Genomic DNA, 22,098 nt, shown 5'->3' with positions numbered 1-22,098 from the left:
TTATCTTGACGAATAAGGTTTCGTTTTTTACACTATTGTATATAATAATTAACAATCATATAAATGCCTTGAAGGGGAAGAGTATAACATGAAACGTCTTCAGAGAGGAGAATCAGTAGCTGGGAGATTCTCTAGATAGTTATGTTAGAAGGTAGCCCTGGAGCATCTTTTCTGAACAGAATAGTTCTCATTAGGAAAAGACGGATTTGTCCGTTATCAAATTAAGAGTATAAGCAAATTATGAATTTGTTTGTAAATAAAGGTGGTACCGCGATGTCCCTCGTCCTTTTTGGATGAGGGACATTTTTTATTTTAAGGAGGGAAAATAATGTCAAACACGGAAAAGAATTTACCAACTAAATATGATCATATGTCCGTTGAAGAAGGCCTTTATCAATGGTGGCTTGAAGGCAAATATTTTGAAGCAACAGGAGACGAGAAGAAACAACCGTATACAATTGTAATTCCACCTCCGAACGTAACTGGTAAGTTACACTTAGGTCATGCTTGGGATACAACTCTTCAAGATATTTTAACTCGTACGAAGCGTATGCAAGGTTACGATGTGTTATGGCTTCCAGGAATGGACCATGCCGGTATCGCAACACAAGCGAAAGTAGAAGGAAAACTTCGTGAAGAAGGTATTTCACGTTACGATCTTGGCCGTGAGAAATTCCTTGAAAAAGCTTGGGAGTGGAAAGAAGAGTACGCTTCTCACATTCGTCAACAATGGGGGAAAGTCGGTTTAGGACTAGACTATTCTCGCGAACGTTTCACATTAGACGAAGGTTTATCTGACGCGGTTAATAAAGTATTCGTTCAATTATACGAAAAAGGCTTAATTTACCGCGGTGAATATATTATCAACTGGGATCCAGCAACACGCACAGCTCTTTCTGATATTGAAGTAATTCATAAAGAAGTTCAAGGTGCATTCTACCATATGAACTATCCGTTAACAGACGGTTCAGGTCACATTCGCCTTGCTACTACTCGTCCAGAAACGATGCTTGGTGATACAGCGGTAGCAGTTCATCCAGAAGATGATCGTTACAAACATTTAATCGGAAAAACAGTTACACTTCCAATCGTAGGCCGTGAGATTCCGATTATTGCTGATGAGTACGTAGAAAAAGACTTCGGAACAGGCGTTGTAAAAATTACACCAGCTCATGACCCGAACGACTTTGAAGTAGGTAACCGTCATGACTTACCACGCATCTTAGTAATGAACGAAGATGGATCGATGAACGAAAAAGCTGGTAAATATAACGGTATGGATCGTTTCGAATGCCGTAAAGAATTAGTGAAAGACTTACAAGAAGCTGGCGTATTAGTAGAAATCGAGCCACATATGCATTCAGTAGGTCATAGTGAGCGTAGCGGTGCAGTTGTTGAGCCTTACTTATCAACACAATGGTTCGTAAAAATGGCTCCACTTGCTGAAAAAGCAGTAGCGCTTCAACAAAAAGAAGAAGAAAAAGTAACGTTCGTACCAGAGCGTTTTGAAAACACATATTTACGATGGATGGAAAATATTCATGACTGGTGTATTTCTCGTCAATTATGGTGGGGGCACCGTATTCCAGCTTGGTACCATAAAGAAACTGGTGAAGTATACGTAGGTACAGAAGCACCAGCAGATATTGAAAACTGGAATCAAGATAACGACGTACTTGATACATGGTTCAGTTCAGCGCTATGGCCATTCTCAACACTTGGTTGGCCAAATGAAGATTCAGCAGACTTCAAACGTTACTATTCAACAGATGCACTAGTAACGGGTTATGACATCATCTTCTTCTGGGTATCTCGTATGATTTTCCAAGGTTTAGAGTTTACAGGCGAGCGTCCATTTAAAGATGTATTAATTCACGGTTTAGTTCGTGATGAGCAAGGTCGTAAGATGAGTAAATCTCTTGGTAACGGTATTGACCCAATGGATGTTATCGAGAAGTACGGTGCAGATGCAATGCGCTATTTCTTATCAACAGGAAGTGCACCAGGTCAAGATTTACGTTTCAGCATGGAAAAAGTAGAATCTACTTGGAACTTCATTAATAAAATTTGGAACGCATCACGTTTCGTATTAATGAACATGGATGATATGAAGTATGAAGAAATCGATTTAACTGGTGAAAAATCAGTTGCAGATAAGTGGATCTTAACTCGCTTAAACGAAACAATCGAGAGTGTAACACGTAACATGGATAAATATGAGTTCGGTGAAGCTGGTCGTTCATTATACAACTTCATTTGGGATGATTTCTGTGACTGGTACATTGAAATGGCGAAACTTCCACTATACGGTGAAGATGAAGCAGCTAAGAAAACGACTCGTTCTATTTTAGCTTACGTATTAGATCAAACAATGCGTCTATTACACCCATTCATGCCATTCGTAACAGAGAAAATTTGGCAACATTTACCGCATGAAGGCGAATCTATTACAGTAGCTGCGTGGCCAACAGTTCGCGAAGATTTACAAGATACGGAAGCTGCGGCAGAAATGCACCTTCTAGTTGATATCATTCGCTCTGTGCGTAACATTCGTGCAGAAGTAAATACGCCAATGAGCAAAAAAGTTCAAATGCAAATTAAAGCAAAAGATGAGGCTGTACTTGCTCAACTTACGAAGAATAGCTCTTACATTGAGCGTTTCTGTAACCCAAGCGAATTAACAATTCAAACGGACTTACAAGCGCCAGAAAAAGCAATGACTGCAATCGTATCAGGTGCAGAGTTATTCTTACCGTTAGCTGATCTTATCAATCTTGATGAAGAGAGAGCTCGTCTTGAGAAAGAACTTGAGAAGTTCGATAAAGAAGTAGAACGTGTACAGAAGAAACTTTCTAACCAAGGTTTCGTAGCGAAAGCTCCTGCAGCGGTTATTGAAGGAGAGCGTGCGAAAGAGCAAGATTACCTAGAAAAACGCGAAGCAGTTCGTCAACGTCTAGCAGATCTTGAAAAGTAAAAATATTTTTAGAGACTCACTATATTGGTGAGTCTCTTTTCTTTGCGTATAATAGAACTATGAAAGTTGTCTTTTGAAAGGGGAAAAGCATACGTGATACATACATACGAAGAAGCGATAGGGTGGATTCATAGCCGATTGAAATTTGGTATTAAACCAGGATTAGAAAGAATGAATTGGATGCTAGAAGAGCTCGGAAATCCAGAGCGTCATATAAAATGTGTTCATCTTGCTGGTACAAATGGAAAAGGTTCAACGTTAACATATATGCGTTACATGTTAGAAGGCGCGAAATATAAGGTAGGAACGTTTACCTCCCCTTACATCGAAACATTTAATGAACGCATTAGTGTGAATGGAACACCAATTGCAGATGAAGAGATTACTGAACTCGTAAAGATGGTAAAACCAGTCGTGGAAAAACTAGATGAAACGGATTTAGGGGAAGCGACTGAGTTTGAAATTATTACTGTTATGGCAATTTGCTATTTCGGTAAAGTCAATTTCTGTGATGTTGTTTTATTTGAAACAGGGCTCGGTGGACGTTTTGATTCTACCAATGTTATACACCCTGTTCTCACGATTATTACGAATATCGGTCACGATCATATGCATATTTTAGGGAATACACTAGGAGAAATTGCATATGAAAAGGCGGGGATTATTAAGTCTGGTGTGCCGGTAATTACTGGTGTAAAAGATGAAGAAGCTTTGCAAGTCATTCAAAATGTTGCAAAGGAAAACCATGCAAACTTATACGAACTTGGCAAGCATTTTACAGCGTTACATAAACAGTCTAACGAAGATGGGGAACAGTTTGATTTTACTTGTCCTTTTACCGCATTTGAAGATTTGCAAATCTCAATGAAAGGTATTCATCAAGTAGGAAATGCAGCGCTAGCACTTATGGCAGTAATGTATGTAAAAACATATTTATCATTTTTAATTGAGGAAGAGGGAATAAGAACGGGATTACGGGAAGCGTATTGGATTGGGCGCTTTGAAAAGCTACAAAGTAACCCGGATATTATTATAGATGGTGCTCATAATCCAGAAGGTATCGAAAGCCTTGTGAAAACAGTAGAAGCGCATTACAAAGATAAAAATGTAATAATTTTATTTACTGCCCTTGGTGATAAACAATTGCATAACATGGTAGGCGGATTAGAAACCATTGCAGATGAAATGATTTTTACAACATTCGCCTTTGATCGTGCTATTTCTGCAGACAAGCTTGCATCATATTCACAAAAAGAATCAAAATTAGTTTTTGAAAATTGGAAAGAGGCAATTGATACAAAAGTTGAAATGATAGGGGAAAATGATGTTTTTATCATAACAGGTTCTCTTTATTTCATTTCTGAAGTTCGAAAATATATTCGAGAGAAAAACTAGATAGTCTTTGCTATCTAGTTTTTTGTTCTACAAATGAAGTCAAATGCATACATATAAGATAAATATATAGGGTTATTTGGCGAATTCCTCTGACAAATATCTCGTTTTTTTGTGAAATGAATATGATATGATGCGGACAACGATAAGAGGTGAGGTGTGAGTGTATGGACAAGCAATCACGAACGATCTCAGTGAAAGTGAATGGAACAGAAGCGAAGTATGAGGAAAAGAAGAAAGATGAATTTGAATGGATGGTAGTAGAAAGTGAACGACCTAAAAATGTTGTTCCGTTTCAAAAAGCGAAATCAGTGTCTGTAGAAAAATACCGAAAGAAGTGGAGTAATACATTAATTGCAATCGTTGCAACCGCAATTATTATCGGTACGACGTTTGGAATGGGGATGCTTCATTTACTTACTGGACAAGGAACAACAGGAGGAAGTGAAGTAACTGCTTCAAGGCCGACTGGAAATGGAGAATCAAAGGTGGGTGGAACGGCAGAACAAACACCAGCACCGAAAGAAGAAAAACAAAAGGCGCAGACAGGAACGTCATTGGATCCGATGAAATTATTCTTTGTTCAAGGGGGGCTTTATTCTTCTGAAGAAAAGGGACAGGCAGCTCTTGAAGAATGGAAAGGCAATGGGGGCATTGGTGCTTTGAGACCGAGCGGGGATAAGTATGCAATAGTTGTTGGTATTGCTAGCGATGAACAGGCTATAAATCAATTGATGACTAAGTATAAAAATGATGGTGTCTCCGTTTTAAAAAAGAACTGGGATATAACAGATAAAGCATTGCTGAAAGATGATAAAGAAGTAGGAACATTTTTAACAAAAGTGCAGCCATTATATACTCATTTAGCAAAATATGCTTCTAGCGTACAAGTTGGTGGAAAAAGCAGCGCAAAAGATATAGAAGTGATTGAAAAAGAATGGAAAGCGATTGAAAAAGAAGGGAAAAGTATGAAGCGAGAAGAAGCAAAGAAACTGTATATGTATACGTCGGTAGCTGTACAAACAGTAAAAGATGGGAAAATGGATAAGGAATCTTTGGCGAAATTAAATCAAGTTATTATTGATGGCTTACTCTCGTATGAAAAAATTGTTTCGTAGAAAGTGAAATGATAGGATAATAAAATGAGTAAGAAAGAAGTACATGTACTTCTTTCTTTTCTTTTGAATTTAGAGCAAAGTGCTTTCTCTATGACAGGAATATAATCGTATGCAATAAAGAAGTGTTATTTTTAGTTAGAGAAATTAATATTTCTTTCATTTGTGGGCAAACTATTCCTTTGATACGATTGATATAAATTGTTCTGCTTCATGTGAGAAAGGAAGGAGAAAATATGAAAAAAATAATTTTAGCTTCAGGGTCACCTCGGAGGAAGGAATTGCTTGAGTTAGCTAGCGTGCCATTTGAAATCGTTGTAAGTGAAGTAGAGGAAACAATTGGTGCATATTCATCGCCTTCTGATATTGTAATGTCGCTTGCCTTGCAAAAAGCATCAGCGGTTGCAGAAAATAATAGTGATCACATTGTGTTAGGTGCAGATACAATTGTTACATATGAGTCGCGTATCCTTGGTAAGCCTTCTAATGAGGATGAGGCGAAAGAGATGTTACAATTACTATCTGGGAAAACACATGAAGTGTATACAGGTGTTGCGATTATATCAAAAGAAAAAACGGTTACTTTTTATGAGCGTACAGAAGTTACGTTTTGGGAATTAACAGAAGAGGAAATTGATACATACGTTGCGTCGAAAGAACCTCTTGATAAAGCAGGTAGTTATGGGATTCAAGGTAAAGGGTCTATTTTCGTTCAACATATTCAAGGGGACTACTATAGTGTAGTTGGCTTACCAATTGCACGTCTCGTTCGAGAATTAAAACAATTTGATATTGATGTAACCCATGCGTAAAATTGCATGGGGTTTTCTTTGAGAGAACAAATAAAGGGGTGGAGAGATGAACGGTATTCGTGATGTTGTAAGAGAAGAACAACCACGGGAGCGTTTATTGTCAGAAGGTGCTGGAAGTTTATCAAATCGAGAACTCCTCGCAGTGTTACTCAGAACAGGTTCTAAAGAAGAAACAGTTTTAAAGTTGTCAGATAAAATTTTACACCAATTTGATGGCTTACGTATGTTGAAAGATGCAACATTAGAAGAGCTAATTAGTATACATGGTATTGGGATTTCAAAGGCATCGCAACTTATGGCAGCCTTTGAGCTAGGCAGAAGAATGGTACGTTTAGAATATCAAAATAGATATAGTATTCGAAGTCCAGAAGATTGTGCGAAATACATGATGGAAGAAATGCGCTTTTTACAACAAGAGCATTTTGTTTGTTTATATTTAAATACAAAAAATCAAGTTATACATAGGCAAACGATCTTTATTGGAAGTTTAAACACGTCAATTGTACACCCAAGGGAAGTTTTTAAAGAAGCCTTCCGTCGTGCAGCAGCCTCTATCATATGTCTTCATAACCATCCCTCAGGAGATCCCACGCCGAGCCGTGAAGATATTGAAGTAACAAAACGCTTAGTAGAATGCGGTCAGATTATCGGAATTGAAGTGCTTGATCATATTATAATAGGTGACCATAAATTCGTGAGTTTAAAGGAAAAAGGTCATATTTAAGACTATGCTTTTTACTTATTTTGTTTTATAATGTGATTTATGAGTTTTTTGTAGAAATTTATCTACAAAAAGGATAAAGATATAAAAAACGTACTGTTTTTATAATATAAAGTAAGAAAAAATGAGTCCGTGAAAACAAGAAAGGAAGATAAATAATATGTTTGGATTTGGTGGATTTACTCGCGATCTTGGAATAGACTTAGGAACTGCGAACACGCTTGTATATGTAAAAGGAAAAGGTGTAGTTTTACGTGAACCTTCAGTAGTTGCGTTACAAACTGATACGAAACAAATCGTTGCTGTAGGTAGCGATGCAAAACAAATGATTGGTCGTACACCAGGGAACGTTGTGGCACTTCGCCCGATGAAAGACGGTGTAATTGCTGATTATGAAACAACTGCAACAATGATGAAATATTACATTCAACAAGCTCAAAAATCAAACGGTTTCTTCTCACGTAAGCCGTATGTAATGGTATGTGTACCATCTGGTATTACAGCTGTAGAAAGACGTGCAGTAATCGATGCGACTCGTCAAGCGGGTGCTCGTGATGCTTACCCTATCGAAGAGCCATTTGCAGCAGCAATTGGTGCAAACTTACCTGTTTGGGAACCAACTGGTAGTATGGTTGTTGATATCGGTGGTGGTACAACAGAAGTTGCAATTATTTCTTTAGGTGGTATTGTAACAAGCCAGTCAGTTCGTGTTGCTGGTGATGATATGGATGATTCAATCATTCAGTACATTAAGAAAAGCTATAACTTAATGATTGGTGAAAGAACAGCTGAAGCATTAAAATTAGAAATTGGTTCTGCAGGCGAGCCAGAAGGTATCGAGCCTATGGAAATTCGCGGTCGTGATTTAGTAAGTGGTTTACCAAAAACAGTACTAATTCAGCCAGAAGAAATTGCAGATGCATTAAAAGATACAGTAGATGCGATTGTAGAATCAGTTAAAAATACGTTAGAAAAAACGCCACCTGAATTAGCGGCTGATATTATGGACCGCGGTATCGTATTAACAGGCGGCGGGGCATTACTACGTAATTTAGATAAAGTAATTAGTGAAGAAACGAAAATGCCAGTTCTTGTTGCAGAAGATCCATTAGATTGCGTAGCAATTGGAACAGGTAAAGCATTAGACAATATCGATCTTTTCAAAACTGCTGCTCGATAATATTGCAAAATAAAAATCAGTGAAATTAAGAGGGTGTGAACGTGCCACAGTTTTTCTTAAACAAAAGATTAATTGTTTTGTTGGTTAGTATTATTCTTCTCGTGGCATTGATTGGAATCTCATTGAAAGAACGGAACAGTTTAACATGGCCAGAGCAGTTTGTTAAAGACACTGTCGGTGTTGTAGAACGTGTATTCCAAAAGCCAGCGAAATACGTAGCTGGATTCTTCGAAAATGTAGAAGATGTAAAGCGCACGTATGAAGAGAATAAAGAATTAAAAGCAAAATTAGATAATTATGCAGGTCTATCAGGGAAAGTAAAACAACTAGAAGATGATAACAAGAAGCTACAAGAGCTAACTGGTAAAAAAGAGTTAAATAGCGGGTATACTGAAATTCCAGCTACTGTTGTTTCTCGTAATCCAGATAAATGGTACGATTTAATTGGAATTGATAAAGGGGCACAGCAAGGAATTAAAAAAGATATGGCTGTAGTAACTTCACAAGGGTTAGTTGGAAGAGTGAAAAGTGTATCTCAGTTTACATCATCAGTAGAATTACTAAGTTCTATGAGCCGAACAAATCGCGTTTCTGCTATTGTACAAGGGCAAGAGAAAATCTTTGGTTTGATTGAAGGTTATGACAAAGAAAAACAATTACTTCTTTTCACAAAGATTGGCTCTGATGCACCGGTAGAAAAAGATCAACTAGTTGTAACATCTGGACTTGGTGATATTTTCCCGAAAGGTCTTGTAATTGGAAAAATCGTTGATGTTCAGCCGGATGCATATGGCTTAACAAAAACAGCTTATGTAAAACCTGCCGCTGATTTAAATGACGTAGAGCATATTACGGTTGCTAAACGTGCAACACCTTCAGCGCCATTAGAATAGGAGGAGAAGAAGAGATGATGAAGATATTAAAAAGAGCAGCTCTTCCTCTTTTGCTCCTTTTTGTGTTTCTATTTGAAAATATGTTTGCTACTGTTGTTCCAACGGATGTGTTTTGGAAAGACAGTATAGCAGCACCGCATTTCTTTATAATCGTCTTATGTTTTATTACAGTGTATTATAGTCCGGTCCAAGGGATTTATTACGGACTATTATTTGGCTTCTTATTTGATACCGTATACACAGAACTTGTCGGGATATATATTTTTGCTTATCCGATTTTAGCTTATTTAGTTTATAGTGTGATGAAAGTATTACAATTGAATTTATTTATTGTTGTTTCTATCATATTAGCTAGCATTGTAGCACTAGAGTATTATGTGTATGGATTCTTAACTTTGTTAGGACGTACTCATATGCCAGCGCATGTCTTTTTCACAGATCGTCTCCTTTCTACTTTATTGTTAAATGCTATTTTCTTATTGATAGTTTGTTTCCCACTGAGACGATATATAGTGCGTCTTTCAAAAGCGATGGAAGAAAAAGAAAAAAGGATTTTCTAATTTTATGTCGAATTGAATCGGTGGGGTGAACTTTAGTGGAAGAAAAAAAGCAACAAAATGTAACGATAAAAGGGACAAAAGATGGGATAACGCTTCATTTAGATGATTGTTGTTCATTCTCAGAATTATTGATGGAATTAGACGAAAAACTTTCTACACATTACTACGATGGTGATGGGCGCTCTTTAATTGAAGTGCATGTGAAAGTAGGAAATCGTTATTTAACAGAAGTCCAACAAGAAGAGATTCGTACGTTAATTCGTAATAAAAAGAATCTTGTTGTGGATTCAATTGAAAGTGATGTTATCACTAAAGCAGAAGCAATAGCTTGGAAAGAAGAAACAGAAATTGTCCCTATTTCCAAAATTGTTCGCTCTGGACAAGTTTTACATGTAAAAGGAAATTTGTTGTTAATTGGAGATGTTAATCCAGGCGGAACGGTTATCGCTGGGGGGAATATTTTTGTCGTAGGATCATTAAGAGGAATTGCACATGCTGGGTATTATGGGGATTCAGATGCTGTAATCGCTGCATCTGTTATGAACCCGATGCAACTTCGAATTAGTGATGTGGCAATGCGGGCTCCGGAAGAGAAAGAAGACGGAGTGGAGGCGGCAGAATGTGCGTATATTAATGAGAACAATCACATTGTTGTCGATCGCCTGCAACTTCTCACTCATCTTAGACCTAATTTAACAAAGTTAGAAAGGGGAATTGTATAGCTGTGGGAGAGGCAATAGTAATTACATCTGGAAAAGGCGGAGTAGGTAAAACTACTACATCTGCGAACATTGGTACGGCCCTAGCGTTATCTGGAAAGAAAGTGTGCTTAATTGACACAGATATCGGTCTTCGAAATTTAGACGTAGTAATGGGGCTGGAAAATCGTATTGTATTTGATCTTGTTGATGTCGTTGAAGGGCGTTGCCGTTTACCTCAGGCTCTTATTAAAGACAAACGTTTTGATGATCTTTATTTATTACCTGCAGCACAAACGAGTGATAAATCAGCGGTAACACCTGAACAAATGGATGAATTAATACAAGTATTACGTCAAGATTATGATTACATATTAATCGATTGTCCTGCGGGGATTGAGCAGGGATTTAAAAATGCGGTAGCTGGTGCGGATAAAGCAATCGTTGTTACGACTCCAGAAGTATCCTCAATGCGCGATGCGGATCGTATTATTGGGCTTTTAGAAAAAGAGGATATTGAACCACCGAAACTTGTTATTAACCGTGTACGTAGTCATATGCTTCATGAACAGGATATGTTAGATGTTGATGAAATTGTACGTACATTGTCAATTGAGCTTCTTGGTGTTGTCGAAGATGACGATGAAGTTATTCGAGCTACAAATACAGGTGAACCTGTGGCGTTGCAACCAAGCGGAAAAGCAGCGTTGGCTTATCGTAATATTGCAAGACGCTTGTTAGGTGAGAATGTACCATTACAAGCATTTGAACAAGAAAAGGTATCGGTATTTGCAAAGGTGAAAAACTTCTTTGGAATCCGTTAAGAGCACTTCGCACATATGCGAGGTGCTTTCTTTTTTCTTCACACGAATATCTTTCTTTCTTAGCTCATACATATGTACAAACTGTATACAACTGTTTCTATTGAAATTAGCTTAACGAAAGAAAGGAGACAGTATGAAGAATAGACGCGTAGAAGAAATTAAAAAGCGGATTGCAAAAAGGAAGGCCGAGCAAGAAAGGATGGAGGAAGAACAGTATTTTACCGGAGGGAATTTTGATAGCGAAACAGTAGTTATTGAAGATGGAGAAAAGGAAATGCATCCTTTATTTCGAAAGGAAGTCTTTTTCTTCAAAGTTTTATTATCGGCAATATTAGTTCTTTCGGTTGCTATTTTATATAAGAATGCTCCTTCTTCATTCAATGGAGCTAAAGCTGTTACAGAAAAAGTGATGAAAGAGGAATTTCAGTTTGCTACTGTAGCGAAATGGTACGAAAAGCAATTTGGAAAACCGCTCGTATTCTATTCGCCAAACGAGAAAAAAGAAGGAAGTATTCAGCAAAAAGATTATGCAATTCCCGCTTCTGGAAAGGTAATGCAAGGGTTTCAAAAAAATGGCCAAGGTGTATTTGTCCAAACAGCTACAAATGCAACGGTTGAGTCAGTGAATGAAGGATTAGTTGTTTTTGCGGGTAAGAAAGAGGAACTTGGAAATACAGTTCAAATTCAACATGCAGATGGTACGGAGTCATGGTATGCAAACTTAAACGATATGTCAGTGAAATTATATGATTACGTTTCAAAGAAACAAAAAATTGGAACGGTGAGTAATGATACAAATGATAAAAATGGAAAGTTTTATTTCGCGATAAAAAAGAATGAAAAATTTATTGATCCGATCCAGGTGATATCATTTGATTAAATATAGAGACGTTTTGACGAAAATTTCCGTGCATCCATTATTTTGGGTTATTATTGTCATTGGTATTTTTACTGCACGTTTTAAAGAGTTACTGCTGTTATTTTGTATCGTTCTTATTCATGAACTTGGGCATGCTATTGCAGCAGCACACTATAATTGGCGTATAAAAAGAATTCAGCTTTTGCCGTTTGGTGGCGTGGCCGAGCTTGAGGAACATGGTAATAAGTCATTGAAAGAGGAACTTGTTGTCGTAATTGCAGGGCCGATTCAACATGTTTGGATGATGCTGGTAGGTTATATGTTGTTTGAAGCCGGTTGGTTGAATGCAGATTTATATTATTTCTTTATGTGGAATAATATAATTATTTTAGCGTTTAATTTACTCCCTATTTGGCCGTTAGATGGCGGGAAAGTATTGTTTAATATACTATCATATCGTTTTCCTTATTTACAAGCACATGAAAAGATGATGAAATTGTCATGTGTTTTTTTTGGTGTAATATTAGGATGGCAGTTGCTCTGGAATAGTAACAATATTATGATGTGGGTACTACTCATATTTTTGGCAGTGTCGTTATATCAAGAGTGGAAACAAAGACGGTATGCATTTATGCGTTTTTTATTAGAACGTTATTATGGAAATAAAAGAGGAATTGAAAAGATTGCACCTATTGAAGTGCAATCAGAAGATCATTTATATAAGATATTCACAAAATTTCGTAGAGGATATAAGCATTCTATTATCGTCCGTGGAAAATATAAAGAGCATTACACATTGGATGAAAATGAATTGCTCTATGCATATTTTACTGAAAAACGAACAACCTCATCAGTTGAAGAATTAATCGGTTAGTGTTGACGATAGCACTAACCTTTTATTATTGTAAAAGCAAAGAAGATTATAAAGTGAGGAAATAATTTTGAAAACGTTATATGTGAATTACGCTGGTTCGGAAAAGCGCGTTGCAATTGAAGAGAAGAAAAAGATTGTTGAGTTTTTATGGAAACGTAATGAAGAGCAAGAGATTGTTGGGCATATTTATGTTGGACGTATCGTAAGAACAATTGCTGGAATGAACGCAGCTTTTGTAAATATAGGTTTAGAAAAACATGCGTATCTTTCATACGATGATGTACCACCTTCTTATCGTATACATGAAGGGCAAGCGATACTCGTACAGGTTGTGAAAGAGGCAATTGATACGAAAGGGCCTAAATTGACAGCGAATATAGAATTTACCGGGAAATATGTCGTTTATATGCCGTTTGATGAGATGCGAGCTGTTTCTCGGAAAATAAAAAATAATAAAAGAAGACAACAGTTACTTGAAATTGAAGTAGAAGGAACGGGAGGTTACATTTTCCGCTCTGCTTCTGAAAAAGGGGGAATTGAAGAAATACAAGCTGAAATGCAAGGGTTACAACAGTTGTATGAAGAGTTAAAAAGAAAAGAGGATCAAGGAAAGGCGCCGTTATTACTTCATCGACCGGCGACCTTTTTAGATCGTGTATTTCAAGAGAATCCAATTGAAACAATTGAAAAAGTAGTTGTAGATACAAGAAGTATAGTAAAAGAGTTAGAAGACAAAGTTGGAAAAGAAAAAGTATCTTTTTATAATGAAAAGTCTTCGATGTTTAACCATTTTGGAATAGAGCGTGAAATTGAGAAAGCACTCCAAAAAATTGTGTGGCTTCCAAATGGTGCTTATTTAATTGTAGAGCAAATGGAGACGATGACTGTAATTGATGTGAATACGGGCAAGTTTACTGGAAAACAAAATTTACAAGATACAGTACTTCGCACAAATGAGATGGCAGCTGAAGAAATTGCACGCCAATTAAGACTTCGTGATATTGGTGGTATGATATTAATTGATTTTATTAATATGAAAAAAAGAGAAGATAAAGAAAAGGTAAGAGAATGTCTCATAGCTGCTATGAAAGATGATCGTACTTATACAAGAGTACTTGGATTTACTGAGTTAGGAATTTTGGAGATGACACGAAAACGTAAAAAACATTCTTTACGTGACGTATTACTAGAAGAGTGTGTATCTTGCAAAGCGACGGGTTATGTAATGTCGTATGAAACAATTGCGTATGAGCTAGAGAGAGAATTAATCACATATGGCAACATAGAGGATGAGGCAGTATTAATCGCTGCGCCTAAAGAACTGCAAAAACAATTTTTGCAAAAAGAATTACAAAAAAATATTCCATTTGAAATTTATTTCAAAGATGATATTATCGAAAAGTACGCTATTATCCGTTTTGGAAGTAAAAAAGAAATTGTAGAACGGAAAAAATAGTTAGTAGAAGATTCATTGACAATACTCAATGAATTATGGTAACATCTTTATGTTATAGTTTATAGCACCTAAACGGCTATATGCTACAACCGCACAAGACAGGTTCCCTAAAGGCATTTATGTCTACCTCGTTTTTGGCGAGTCTTAGTAATTAAGAGGAGGTGCAAGTATGTACGCAATTATCGAAACAGGTGGAAAACAAATTAAAGTTGAAGCTGGTCAAGCAATCTACATTGAAAAATTAGATGTTGAAGCTGGTGAAACTGTTACTTTTGACAAAGTTCTTTTCGTTGGTGGTGAAAACGTTAAAGTTGGTAGCCCAGTTGTAGAAGGTGCAACAGTTACTGCGAAAGTTGAAAAACAAGGTCGCGCTAAGAAAATCATCGTTTTCAAATACAAAGCGAAAAAGAACAATCGTAAGAAACAAGGTCATCGTCAACCTTACACTAAGCTAGTTGTTGAAGCTATCAACGCTTAATTCTGGTTAACATGATTAAAATTACGATAAGTCGCACGAAATTAGGAAGTATCCAATCATTTAAAATGACTGGACATGCCGATTATGCGCCACATGGACAAGACCTTGTCTGTGCTGGAACTACAGCGGTTGTGTTTGGTTCTATAAATGCAGTGGAAGAACTTTGTAATGTGCAGGCAACTATTGAACTCGGAAGTGATGGCGGATTCTTAACGTATGAATTGCCTAATGATTTAGACGTTCATTCAGCAGAAAAAGCACAGATACTTTTAGAAGGATTGGTTGTTTCGCTTAAGACGATCGAACTTGATTACGGAAAGTATATCCGTTTAATAGAAAAAGTGCAGGAGGTGTAACGTATGTTAAGATTAGATCTTCAGTTTTTCGCATCTAAGAAAGGTGTAGGTAGTACAAAGAACGGTCGTGACTCTCAGTCAAAACGTCTTGGTGCTAAACGCGCAGATGGTCAAACGGTTTCAGGTGGTTCAATTCTTTACCGTCAACGCGGTACAAAAATTTATCCAGGTGTTAACGTTGGTCGTGGTGGCGATGACACTTTATACGCGAAAGTTGACGGCGTAGTACGCTTTGAGCGTCTTGGCCGTGACCGCAAACAAGTGAGCGTATATCCTGTTGCTCAAGAAGCATAAGAACTCACGGAAAACTCTAACCTGAGTGCAGGTTAGAGTTTTTCTATATTAAGGGGTATCTAAATGAATGAAAAATGGACAATTATAGATGCATTGCGCCATTCAAGACATGATTGGCTCAATCGTATGCAGATGGTGAAAGGAAACCTTTCACTTGGAAAAGTGGAAGAAATTCATAGTCTCATCGATCGTTTTGTCCAAGAAGCGAGACAAGAATCCAATCTGATGGGGCTATCAATGCCTTTATTTTCAGAGTGGATTTTAACATATAATTGGAAACAGCAGCCGTGCTTATTGGAGTACGAAGTATTAGGGAAATTACATAACTTATCTCACTTAGATGAGACTGTATGTACATGGACGAATCAATTTTTCTCAATGCTTCAGCATAGTTTAGACGTATATGTTGAAAATTATGTTTGTATCACAATTGAATGTGACGCGGAGAATGCTCGTTTCTTTTTTGATTTTCGTGGTAAGCTAACGAGTGTAGAAGAACTACAGAATTGGCTTGCGACCCAAAACAATAAATGGTATTCCATTTCTTATACAGTGCGAGACGAAGAAGTCTCAGTTATATTACAACCAATTGAAAAAAGTGTGGTGAAATAATGTTTGTAGATCAGGTCAAGATATATGTAAAAGGCGGCGACGGTGGTAACGGTATGGTTGCGTATCGTCGTGAGAAGTATGTTCCTAAAGGTGGCCCAGCAGGTGGCGACGGCGGTAAAGGTGCAGATGTTGTTTTCGTAGTTGAGGAAGGCTTACGTACATTAATGGACTTCCGCTACCAACGTCATTTCAAAGCTGATCGCGGTCAGCACGGAATGAGTAAAGGTCAGCACGGGCGTAAATCTGAAGATTTACTTGTAAAGGTTCCGCCAGGAACAGTAGTAAAAGATGAAAAAACTGGTCAAATTCTTGCCGATTTAGTAACGCATGGACAAACTGCTGTAATTGCAAAAGGTGGCCGTGGTGGCCGTGGTAACTCACGTTTCGCAACAGCTACGAACCCAGCGCCAGAAATCGCTGAGAACGGGGAACCAGGTCAAGAGCGTGATGTCATTCTAGAACTTAAAGTACTAGCAGACGTTGGACTTGTTGGATTCCCAAGTGTAGGTAAATCTACATTATTATCTGTTGTATCATCAGCGCGTCCGAAAATTGCAGAGTATCACTTCACAACAATCGTTCCGAATCTTGGTGTTGTTGAAACTGGTGATAACCGCAGCTTCGTTATGGCTGACCTTCCAGGACTAATTGAAGGCGCACATGCTGGCGTCGGACTTGGACACCAATTCTTACGTCATATTGAGCGTACACGTGTAATCGTGCATGTTATTGATATGTCTGGTTTAGAAGGCCGTGATCCATATGAAGATTACGTAACGATTAATAATGAATTAAAAGAATACAATCTTCGCTTAACTGAGCGTCCACAAGTTGTTGTTGCAAACAAAATGGATATGCCAGATGCAGAAGAAAACTTACAAGCATTTAAAGAGAAAGTGGGAGACGAAGTAAAAATTTTCCCAATCTCAGCTGTAACAAGACAAGGTGTTCGTGACTTACTGTTTGAAGTAGCAAACTTAATAGAAACAACACCAGAATTCCCAATACATGAAGTTGCGGATGAGTCTGATACAAGTGTAATGTACAAATTTGATACTGAAGGTGTTAAATTTGAAATTACACGTGAAAGTGATGGCACGTTTGTTATCTCTGGTTACGATATCGAGAAAACATTCAAGATGACAGACTTCTCACGTGATGAATCTATACGTCGTTTCGCTCGTCAAATGCGCGGAATGGGTATCGATGAAGCGCTTCGTGCACGTGGTGCAAAAGACGGAGATATTGTGAAAATTCTTGAATATGAATTTGAATTTATCGATTAAGACTGCCGAAATACGGCAGTCTTTTTTTATATCGTAAAAATCGGATTTATATAGGAAAAAATCCCCACTAATTAAATTTTCAATTTATAATGGAAAAAGGAGTAAATGTAGAAGAATTCTTTTATGGGGAGAAAAAGAACATGTATAAAATATTAATTGTAGAAGACGATGAGAAAATTGCGGGAATATTAGAGGAGCATTTAGAAAGGTATGGCTATCAATCATTTAGAGCAAGTGATTTACGTCATATAAAAGATGAGTTTGTAAAAATAAATCCTCATCTTGTGTTACTTGATATTAATTTACCGTACTTTGACGGTTTTTATTGGTGTCGTCAAATTCGTACTGTATCCAATGCGCCGATTATTTTTGTTTCTGCAAGAACAGGGGAAATGGATCAAGTAATGGCGATTGAAAATGGCGGCGATGATTATATTACGAAGCCATTCCATTTAGATATCGTAATGGCAAAGGTGAAGAGTGCGCTTCGCCGTGGCTATGGAGAGTATGCCTCTGCTGCTGAGAGTGATTGTTTAGGTGTAAATGGACTGTTGTTATTCCCGTCCCAGCATATCGTTGAGTGGCAGGGACAACAAACTGAACTGACAAAAAATGAGTTTTACTTATTAGAGTGTTTAATGAAACAGGTGAATCAATATGTAACGCGTGAAGAACTGTTAGAAGCTCTATGGGATGAAGTAGCATTTGTGGATGATAATACATTAACCGTAAATGTAAAACGTGTAAGGAAGAAACTAGAAGAGCTAGGCATTAAAAATGCAATTGTAACGAAACGTGGATATGGTTATGCGCTTCTTACAGAGTGGGGCGAAGGGCATGAAGGTTAAAAATTACCTCATGGACCGTTTTTCTTTAATTCTTTCTTATATTGTTAGCCTTTGTTTATTTGGGCTTGTTTTGCAGTTGCAAAGTCTTTTAGAAAAGAAATCCATTGATTGGAGTACGTGGTTATATGGACTTTTATTAGGAACAGTTGTGTTTACTGTATACCTCATTTACGATTACCGAAAACGGAGTGTGTTTTTAAAGAGTATCAAAAAGTATGTTACTGGCGGAAATACATTACATGACTCTTTACTTATTGATGAATCTTATACATTAGAGCAAGAAATGGTCGTTGAATCTTTTACGTTATTAAGACAGCAATATATGAATGAAGTTCATAAACAGCATGCGAAAGAGCAACAGCAAATGATATTTATGAACCAATGGATTCACCAAATGAAAACACCAGTATCTGTTATTGAATTATTGCTGCAAAAGTTTGGCAAAGAGCATCGTGAGGCAAGAGCAACAGTTGAAAGTATTCGTGAAGAAAATAACCGTATACTAAATGGTTTAGATTTAGCGTTACATATGGCAAGACTAGAGCAGTTTGCGAAAGATTATAAGGTAGAAGTAGTAAATGTTATAGATGTCGTGCGAGGTATTATTAATGAAAATCGGAAATCCTTCATTCAATCGTCTGTATTTCCGAAAGTGATGTTTGAAGAAGATACTTGTATGGTTGCCTCTGATAGAAAATGGCTAAGTATTGCTATAGGTCAAATTGTTGTAAACGCAATTAAGTATACAAAAATTTCAGCGGCAGAGAAAAAAGAAATTCAATTTCAAATTGAAGAGAAAGACCAAAAGGTGTTATTACATATTAAGGACAATGGAATCGGTATTCCAGAGCAAGATGTAAAGCGCATATTTGATCCATTCTTTACGGGGGTAAATGGCCGTAAAACGAGAGAAGCGACTGGAATGGGTTTATATATTACGAAGGAAATTTGCGATAATTTACATCATGGAATGTATGTTCAATCGGCTGAAGGAGAAGGGACAACATTCACGTTCCAATTTGCAAAAGATGAAGAATATCATACATTGATGAGAAAAATGACAAAACTGTAAGATAACAAAACGTTTTGTAAGGGAAATCACTCGTTTCTTTTTCTTATTTTTCTTATAGTAAATGTAAGAAGAAAACACATAGGGGGATTAGAAATGAGTGTTCTTGAAGTAAAAGGATTAACGAAGGTGTACCAATCAAAAGGTTCAGTAGCGACGACTGCTTTAAACGATATAAATTTTAAAATAGAAGAAGGCGAATTTGTAGGGATTATGGGTCCTTCAGGAAGCGGGAAAACGACGCTTTTAAATTTATTAGCAACAATTGATAAGCAAACTTCAGGTCATGTGCTTGTAAATGGTGAAGAAATTAATCAAATGCGTGCTGCAAAATTAGCGGAGTTTCGCCGTACACATTTAGGGTTCATCTTTCAAGATTTTAATTTACTTGATACGTTATCCATTAAAGAAAATATTATTTTACCACTTGTAATGGCGAAGAAATCTGTAAATGAAATCGATGCGAAAGTACTGGAAATTGCGAAGTTTTTAAACATCGAAGAAATTTTAAATAAAAAAGTATACGAAGTATCTGGGGGACAACAACAACGTGCAGCAGCAGCGAGAGCAATCATTCATGAACCGACGTTAATTTTAGCAGATGAGCCAACTGGAAACTTAGACTCGAAGTCAGCGAAATCGCTAATGGGCGCTCTGCAAGATTTACACGAGCAAAAGAAAGTAACGATTGCAATGGTTACGCACGATCCAGTAGCGGCTAGTTATTGTGAACGTATCCTTTTCATACGCGATGGGGAAATTTTCTCGGAAATACATAAAGGAAGAACGAAACAAGCCTTTTTCCAAGAAATTCTGGACGTACTTGCGATGCTAGGAGGAGAATATCATGAACTTTCGCCAGCTCGCGCTTAATAACGTAAAAGGAAATTGGCGTAACTATAAAGCGTTTCTTATAAGTAGTTGTTTATCGATTGTCGTATTTTTCATGTATGCTTCTTTTATTTATCATCCAGATGTCGTAAGCGGTAATATTAGTATGAGAAAGATGATCACAAAAGGATTAGAATCGATGAATTATATTGTGGTCATCTTCTCGGCACTCTTTATTTTATATGCAAATTCAACGTTTTTACGAGCAAGAAAAAAAGAGTTTGGTCTACTAACATTAATAGGCGGAACGAAATCGCAGCTCGGCCGAATGATTATATTAGAGCAACTGATGTTAGGTAGTATTGCAATTGTAGTTGGTATTGGGGCTGGAATGCTTTGTTCAAAATTATTTTTCCAAGCGTTAAGCGTATTATTGAAAATAGATAAGACACTTCCACTCGTTTGGAATAGTAAAGCAATTCTTATTACAGCTGGTGTATACTTTATCCTATTTTTAATCCTATCATTGTTTAGTGTTTGGACAGTCGGACGCTTGCAAATTATTGATTTATTAAGAGAAGCAAGAAAGCAAAAAGTAGAGCCGTTTGCATTTACATGGTTATGTGTAGTTGGTATAGGATGTATTATTGCTGCGTATGTACTTAGCTTCCAAGTAACGTTTCTGAATTTCCTCATCCTCTTTTTACCGGTTGTAGGACTGACAATTGGCGGAACGTATTTACTATTTACACAAGGTAGTACAGTCGTATTAAAAGCATTGCAAAAACGAAAACAATCTTTTTATACGTACCCAAATATGTTCGTCCTTAGTAACCTTATTTATAAAATGAAAGATAATGCTCGTTTTCTATTTGTAATTTCTATTATTACGGCGGTTGTATCCTCGGCAGTTGGCACGCTTTACGTATATTTTGAAAATTTGAGTGCGAAAACGGTAGAACTTACACCACACGCTATTTCATATGAGGAAAAGGGGTTAAATACGCATAGCCTTATTAATGAAGAAAAGGTACAGGAGCTTGTGAAGAGACATGGGTTTGAAGAAGCGCGAAAAGTAACCTACGTTAAACTACCGGCAACACAGAAAATAACGTTGTTTAATAGTGAACATGAAGTACCGATGACGATTATTTCAGAAAAAGAATATAATACGGAAGTGCGCAAACAAAAGAGAGAGCAACCTACAGAAGTTCATAATGCACCAGGTAGTGCAACAATGGTTATGGTTGATATGTCAAATGAACTGATGAAGCTAGACCGCACGAAACCGTATGAATTTACAATTAACGGACAAAAGCAGTCTGTTCAATTAAATAATCCAACGCAGTATTCTGTTTTTAATGATAGTGAATATCTCGTTGTAAATGATCAAGATTTTGAGAAGTATGCAAAACTCGTACCAGATGAAGAAAAGACGAAATATTACGGTTATTATATTGAGGATTGGAAAAGTACAGAAGATCTTGTATTAGATTTGAAAAATGAAATTGCACCAGAAAAGCAAGGAGAATTGAGAAATTCAGTGTTTGCGTATAAGGATATAAGAGAAGGTGGAGCGATTACAATGTTCATCGGTTTCTTCGTGGCGGTACTATTCTTCTTCTTCGCTTGTAGTATGACATACTTTAAATGGTTTAACGATAAAGAACAAGATCGCATTCAATTTAAATCGTTAAAGAGAATCGGTATGACAGATAAAGAAATTCGCAAAATTGCGATTCGACAAATGGGAGTTATCTTCTTTATACCAATTTTAATCGGTTCCATTCATAGTGGATTTGCTCTTCATACGTTAGGGAAAATGCTTTATATTAATTTGTGGAAATCAGGTGCGCTTGTAATTGGAGCATACATTTTAGCTTCTGCCATTTACTTTATGATCGCGCAAAGAGGATATTTAAAACACGTAAAAAGCTAGGGGAACCTCTAGCTTTTTGCCTATGTA

22 protein-coding genes and 2 other annotated features are annotated in these 22,098 nt (G+C 37.0%); all 22 genes read left to right on the top strand.

Annotated elements, in window-relative coordinates; all coding sequences use genetic code 11:
- Positions 1–59 precede the first annotated feature (59 nt).
- Positions 60–291, top strand: a binding site (T-box leader).
- Between the two features lie 37 nt (positions 292–328).
- The 22 genes from N2V79_RS21870 to N2V79_RS21765 all read left to right on the top strand — a co-directional run bounded on the left by N2V79_RS21870 (position 329) and on the right by N2V79_RS21765 (position 22,071).
- Positions 329–2,974 carry a valine--tRNA ligase gene (locus tag N2V79_RS21870; RefSeq protein WP_000072222.1) on the top strand — a complete coding sequence of 882 codons (2,646 nt, stop codon included), beginning with the start codon at positions 329–331 and terminating at the stop codon, positions 2,972–2,974.
- A gap of 93 nt (positions 2,975–3,067) precedes the next feature.
- The gene (locus N2V79_RS21865; protein WP_340720213.1) at positions 3,068–4,369 is read left to right on the top strand and encodes a bifunctional folylpolyglutamate synthase/dihydrofolate synthase; all 1,302 of its coding nucleotides are present in this window, start codon (positions 3,068–3,070) and stop codon (positions 4,367–4,369) included.
- Between the two features lie 164 nt (positions 4,370–4,533).
- Positions 4,534–5,484 (top strand): hypothetical protein, encoded by a 951-nt coding sequence (locus tag N2V79_RS21860; protein WP_023523114.1) that lies wholly within the window; start codon positions 4,534–4,536, stop codon positions 5,482–5,484.
- A 233-nt stretch (positions 5,485–5,717) separates the two neighbouring features.
- Positions 5,718–6,293 carry a Maf family protein gene (locus N2V79_RS21855; protein ID WP_029443367.1) on the top strand — a complete coding sequence of 192 codons (576 nt, stop codon included), beginning with the start codon at positions 5,718–5,720 and terminating at the stop codon, positions 6,291–6,293.
- Positions 6,294–6,339: 46 nt separating this feature from the next.
- On the top strand, positions 6,340–7,017 hold the full coding sequence (gene radC, locus N2V79_RS21850; protein ID WP_053563605.1) for a RadC family protein: 678 nt from the start codon (positions 6,340–6,342) through the stop codon (positions 7,015–7,017).
- A gap of 157 nt (positions 7,018–7,174) precedes the next feature.
- The gene (gene mreB / locus N2V79_RS21845) at positions 7,175–8,194 is read left to right on the top strand and encodes a cell shape-determining protein MreB (protein ID WP_000466736.1); all 1,020 of its coding nucleotides are present in this window, start codon (positions 7,175–7,177) and stop codon (positions 8,192–8,194) included.
- A gap of 41 nt (positions 8,195–8,235) precedes the next feature.
- On the top strand, positions 8,236–9,087 hold the full coding sequence (gene mreC, locus N2V79_RS21840) for a rod shape-determining protein MreC (protein WP_001135487.1): 852 nt from the start codon (positions 8,236–8,238) through the stop codon (positions 9,085–9,087).
- 14 nt (positions 9,088–9,101) lie between these two features.
- The gene (gene mreD, locus N2V79_RS21835; RefSeq protein WP_000975765.1) at positions 9,102–9,647 is read left to right on the top strand and encodes a rod shape-determining protein MreD; all 546 of its coding nucleotides are present in this window, start codon (positions 9,102–9,104) and stop codon (positions 9,645–9,647) included.
- Between the two features lie 35 nt (positions 9,648–9,682).
- A complete protein-coding gene (gene minC, locus N2V79_RS21830; RefSeq protein WP_340720212.1) occupies positions 9,683–10,369 on the top strand; it encodes a septum site-determining protein MinC in 687 nt (228 codons plus the stop codon).
- 2 nt (positions 10,370–10,371) lie between these two features.
- Positions 10,372–11,169: a septum site-determining protein MinD gene (gene minD, locus N2V79_RS21825; protein WP_000503309.1), complete on the top strand. Its 798-nt coding sequence runs from the start codon at positions 10,372–10,374 to the stop codon at positions 11,167–11,169.
- Positions 11,170–11,302: 133 nt separating this feature from the next.
- Positions 11,303–12,049 (top strand): stage IV sporulation protein SpoIVFA, encoded by a 747-nt coding sequence (spoIVFA, locus tag N2V79_RS21820; protein WP_000797475.1) that lies wholly within the window; start codon positions 11,303–11,305, stop codon positions 12,047–12,049.
- Positions 12,042–12,902: a stage IV sporulation intramembrane metalloprotease SpoIVFB gene (gene spoIVFB, locus N2V79_RS21815; RefSeq protein WP_000599064.1), complete on the top strand. Its 861-nt coding sequence runs from the start codon at positions 12,042–12,044 to the stop codon at positions 12,900–12,902. The genes spoIVFA and spoIVFB overlap by 8 nt, the downstream gene beginning before the upstream one ends.
- 67 nt (positions 12,903–12,969) lie before the next feature.
- A complete protein-coding gene (locus N2V79_RS21810) occupies positions 12,970–14,358 on the top strand; it encodes an Rne/Rng family ribonuclease (protein WP_168410194.1) in 1,389 nt (462 codons plus the stop codon).
- A gap of 77 nt (positions 14,359–14,435) precedes the next feature.
- Positions 14,436–14,513 (top strand) — a sequence feature (ribosomal protein L21 leader region).
- A 14-nt stretch (positions 14,514–14,527) separates the two neighbouring features.
- Positions 14,528–14,836, top strand: a complete 309-nt coding sequence (rplU, locus tag N2V79_RS21805; RefSeq protein WP_000270907.1) for a 50S ribosomal protein L21 — start codon at positions 14,528–14,530, stop codon at positions 14,834–14,836.
- Positions 14,837–14,847: 11 nt separating this feature from the next.
- Entirely contained in the window at positions 14,848–15,192 is a 345-nt protein-coding gene (locus N2V79_RS21800; RefSeq protein WP_197233251.1) for a ribosomal-processing cysteine protease Prp, read from the top strand.
- 3 nt (positions 15,193–15,195) lie between these two features.
- The gene (gene rpmA, locus N2V79_RS21795) at positions 15,196–15,486 is read left to right on the top strand and encodes a 50S ribosomal protein L27 (RefSeq protein ID WP_000944957.1); all 291 of its coding nucleotides are present in this window, start codon (positions 15,196–15,198) and stop codon (positions 15,484–15,486) included.
- Between the two features lie 63 nt (positions 15,487–15,549).
- Positions 15,550–16,098 carry a sporulation initiation phosphotransferase B gene (locus N2V79_RS21790; protein WP_001003587.1) on the top strand — a complete coding sequence of 183 codons (549 nt, stop codon included), beginning with the start codon at positions 15,550–15,552 and terminating at the stop codon, positions 16,096–16,098.
- Positions 16,098–17,384 (top strand): GTPase ObgE, encoded by a 1,287-nt coding sequence (gene obgE, locus N2V79_RS21785; protein ID WP_000497127.1) that lies wholly within the window; start codon positions 16,098–16,100, stop codon positions 17,382–17,384. Before N2V79_RS21790 ends, obgE begins: the two co-directional genes overlap by 1 nt.
- A gap of 140 nt (positions 17,385–17,524) precedes the next feature.
- Positions 17,525–18,232, top strand: a complete 708-nt coding sequence (locus N2V79_RS21780) for a response regulator transcription factor (protein WP_002082113.1) — start codon at positions 17,525–17,527, stop codon at positions 18,230–18,232.
- Positions 18,222–19,304, top strand: a complete 1,083-nt coding sequence (locus N2V79_RS21775) for a HAMP domain-containing histidine kinase (RefSeq protein ID WP_069356239.1) — start codon at positions 18,222–18,224, stop codon at positions 19,302–19,304. Before N2V79_RS21780 ends, N2V79_RS21775 begins: the two co-directional genes overlap by 11 nt.
- Positions 19,305–19,397: 93 nt before the next feature.
- Positions 19,398–20,174 (top strand): ABC transporter ATP-binding protein, encoded by a 777-nt coding sequence (locus N2V79_RS21770; RefSeq protein WP_000114529.1) that lies wholly within the window; start codon positions 19,398–19,400, stop codon positions 20,172–20,174.
- Positions 20,149–22,071 carry an ABC transporter permease gene (locus tag N2V79_RS21765; RefSeq protein ID WP_340720211.1) on the top strand — a complete coding sequence of 641 codons (1,923 nt, stop codon included), beginning with the start codon at positions 20,149–20,151 and terminating at the stop codon, positions 22,069–22,071. Before N2V79_RS21770 ends, N2V79_RS21765 begins: the two co-directional genes overlap by 26 nt.
- Positions 22,072–22,098 lie beyond the last annotated feature (27 nt).

The sequence above is a fragment of the Bacillus sp. CH_70 genome (genome assembly GCF_038007045.1).
Lineage (GTDB): Bacteria > Bacillota > Bacilli > Bacillales > Bacillaceae_G > Bacillus_A > Bacillus_A cereus.
The sequence above is the reverse complement of the archived record's forward strand: the minus strand, read 5'-3'. Positions and strand labels throughout refer to the sequence as shown.

What these genes read in the sequence shown, in the direction of transcription:
- N2V79_RS21870 (WP_000072222.1), top strand. Translation starts at nt 329, where the DNA reads ATGTCAAACACGGAAAAGAATTTACCAACTAAATATGATCATATGTCC.
- N2V79_RS21860 (WP_023523114.1), top strand. Translation starts at nt 4,534, where the DNA reads ATGGACAAGCAATCACGAACGATCTCAGTGAAAGTGAATGGAACAGAA.
- N2V79_RS21855 (WP_029443367.1), top strand. Translation starts at nt 5,718, where the DNA reads ATGAAAAAAATAATTTTAGCTTCAGGGTCACCTCGGAGGAAGGAATTG.
- radC (WP_053563605.1), top strand. Translation starts at nt 6,340, where the DNA reads ATGAACGGTATTCGTGATGTTGTAAGAGAAGAACAACCACGGGAGCGT.
- mreB (WP_000466736.1), top strand. Translation starts at nt 7,175, where the DNA reads ATGTTTGGATTTGGTGGATTTACTCGCGATCTTGGAATAGACTTAGGA.
- mreD (WP_000975765.1), top strand. Translation starts at nt 9,102, where the DNA reads ATGATGAAGATATTAAAAAGAGCAGCTCTTCCTCTTTTGCTCCTTTTT.
- spoIVFA (WP_000797475.1), top strand. Translation starts at nt 11,303, where the DNA reads ATGAAGAATAGACGCGTAGAAGAAATTAAAAAGCGGATTGCAAAAAGG.
- rplU (WP_000270907.1), top strand. Translation starts at nt 14,528, where the DNA reads ATGTACGCAATTATCGAAACAGGTGGAAAACAAATTAAAGTTGAAGCT.
- N2V79_RS21800 (WP_197233251.1), top strand. Translation starts at nt 14,848, where the DNA reads ATGATTAAAATTACGATAAGTCGCACGAAATTAGGAAGTATCCAATCA.
- rpmA (WP_000944957.1), top strand. Translation starts at nt 15,196, where the DNA reads ATGTTAAGATTAGATCTTCAGTTTTTCGCATCTAAGAAAGGTGTAGGT.
- N2V79_RS21790 (WP_001003587.1), top strand. Translation starts at nt 15,550, where the DNA reads ATGAATGAAAAATGGACAATTATAGATGCATTGCGCCATTCAAGACAT.
- obgE (WP_000497127.1), top strand. Translation starts at nt 16,098, where the DNA reads ATGTTTGTAGATCAGGTCAAGATATATGTAAAAGGCGGCGACGGTGGT.
- N2V79_RS21780 (WP_002082113.1), top strand. Translation starts at nt 17,525, where the DNA reads ATGTATAAAATATTAATTGTAGAAGACGATGAGAAAATTGCGGGAATA.
- N2V79_RS21775 (WP_069356239.1), top strand. Translation starts at nt 18,222, where the DNA reads ATGAAGGTTAAAAATTACCTCATGGACCGTTTTTCTTTAATTCTTTCT.
- N2V79_RS21770 (WP_000114529.1), top strand. Translation starts at nt 19,398, where the DNA reads ATGAGTGTTCTTGAAGTAAAAGGATTAACGAAGGTGTACCAATCAAAA.
- N2V79_RS21765 (WP_340720211.1), top strand. Translation starts at nt 20,149, where the DNA reads ATGAACTTTCGCCAGCTCGCGCTTAATAACGTAAAAGGAAATTGGCGT.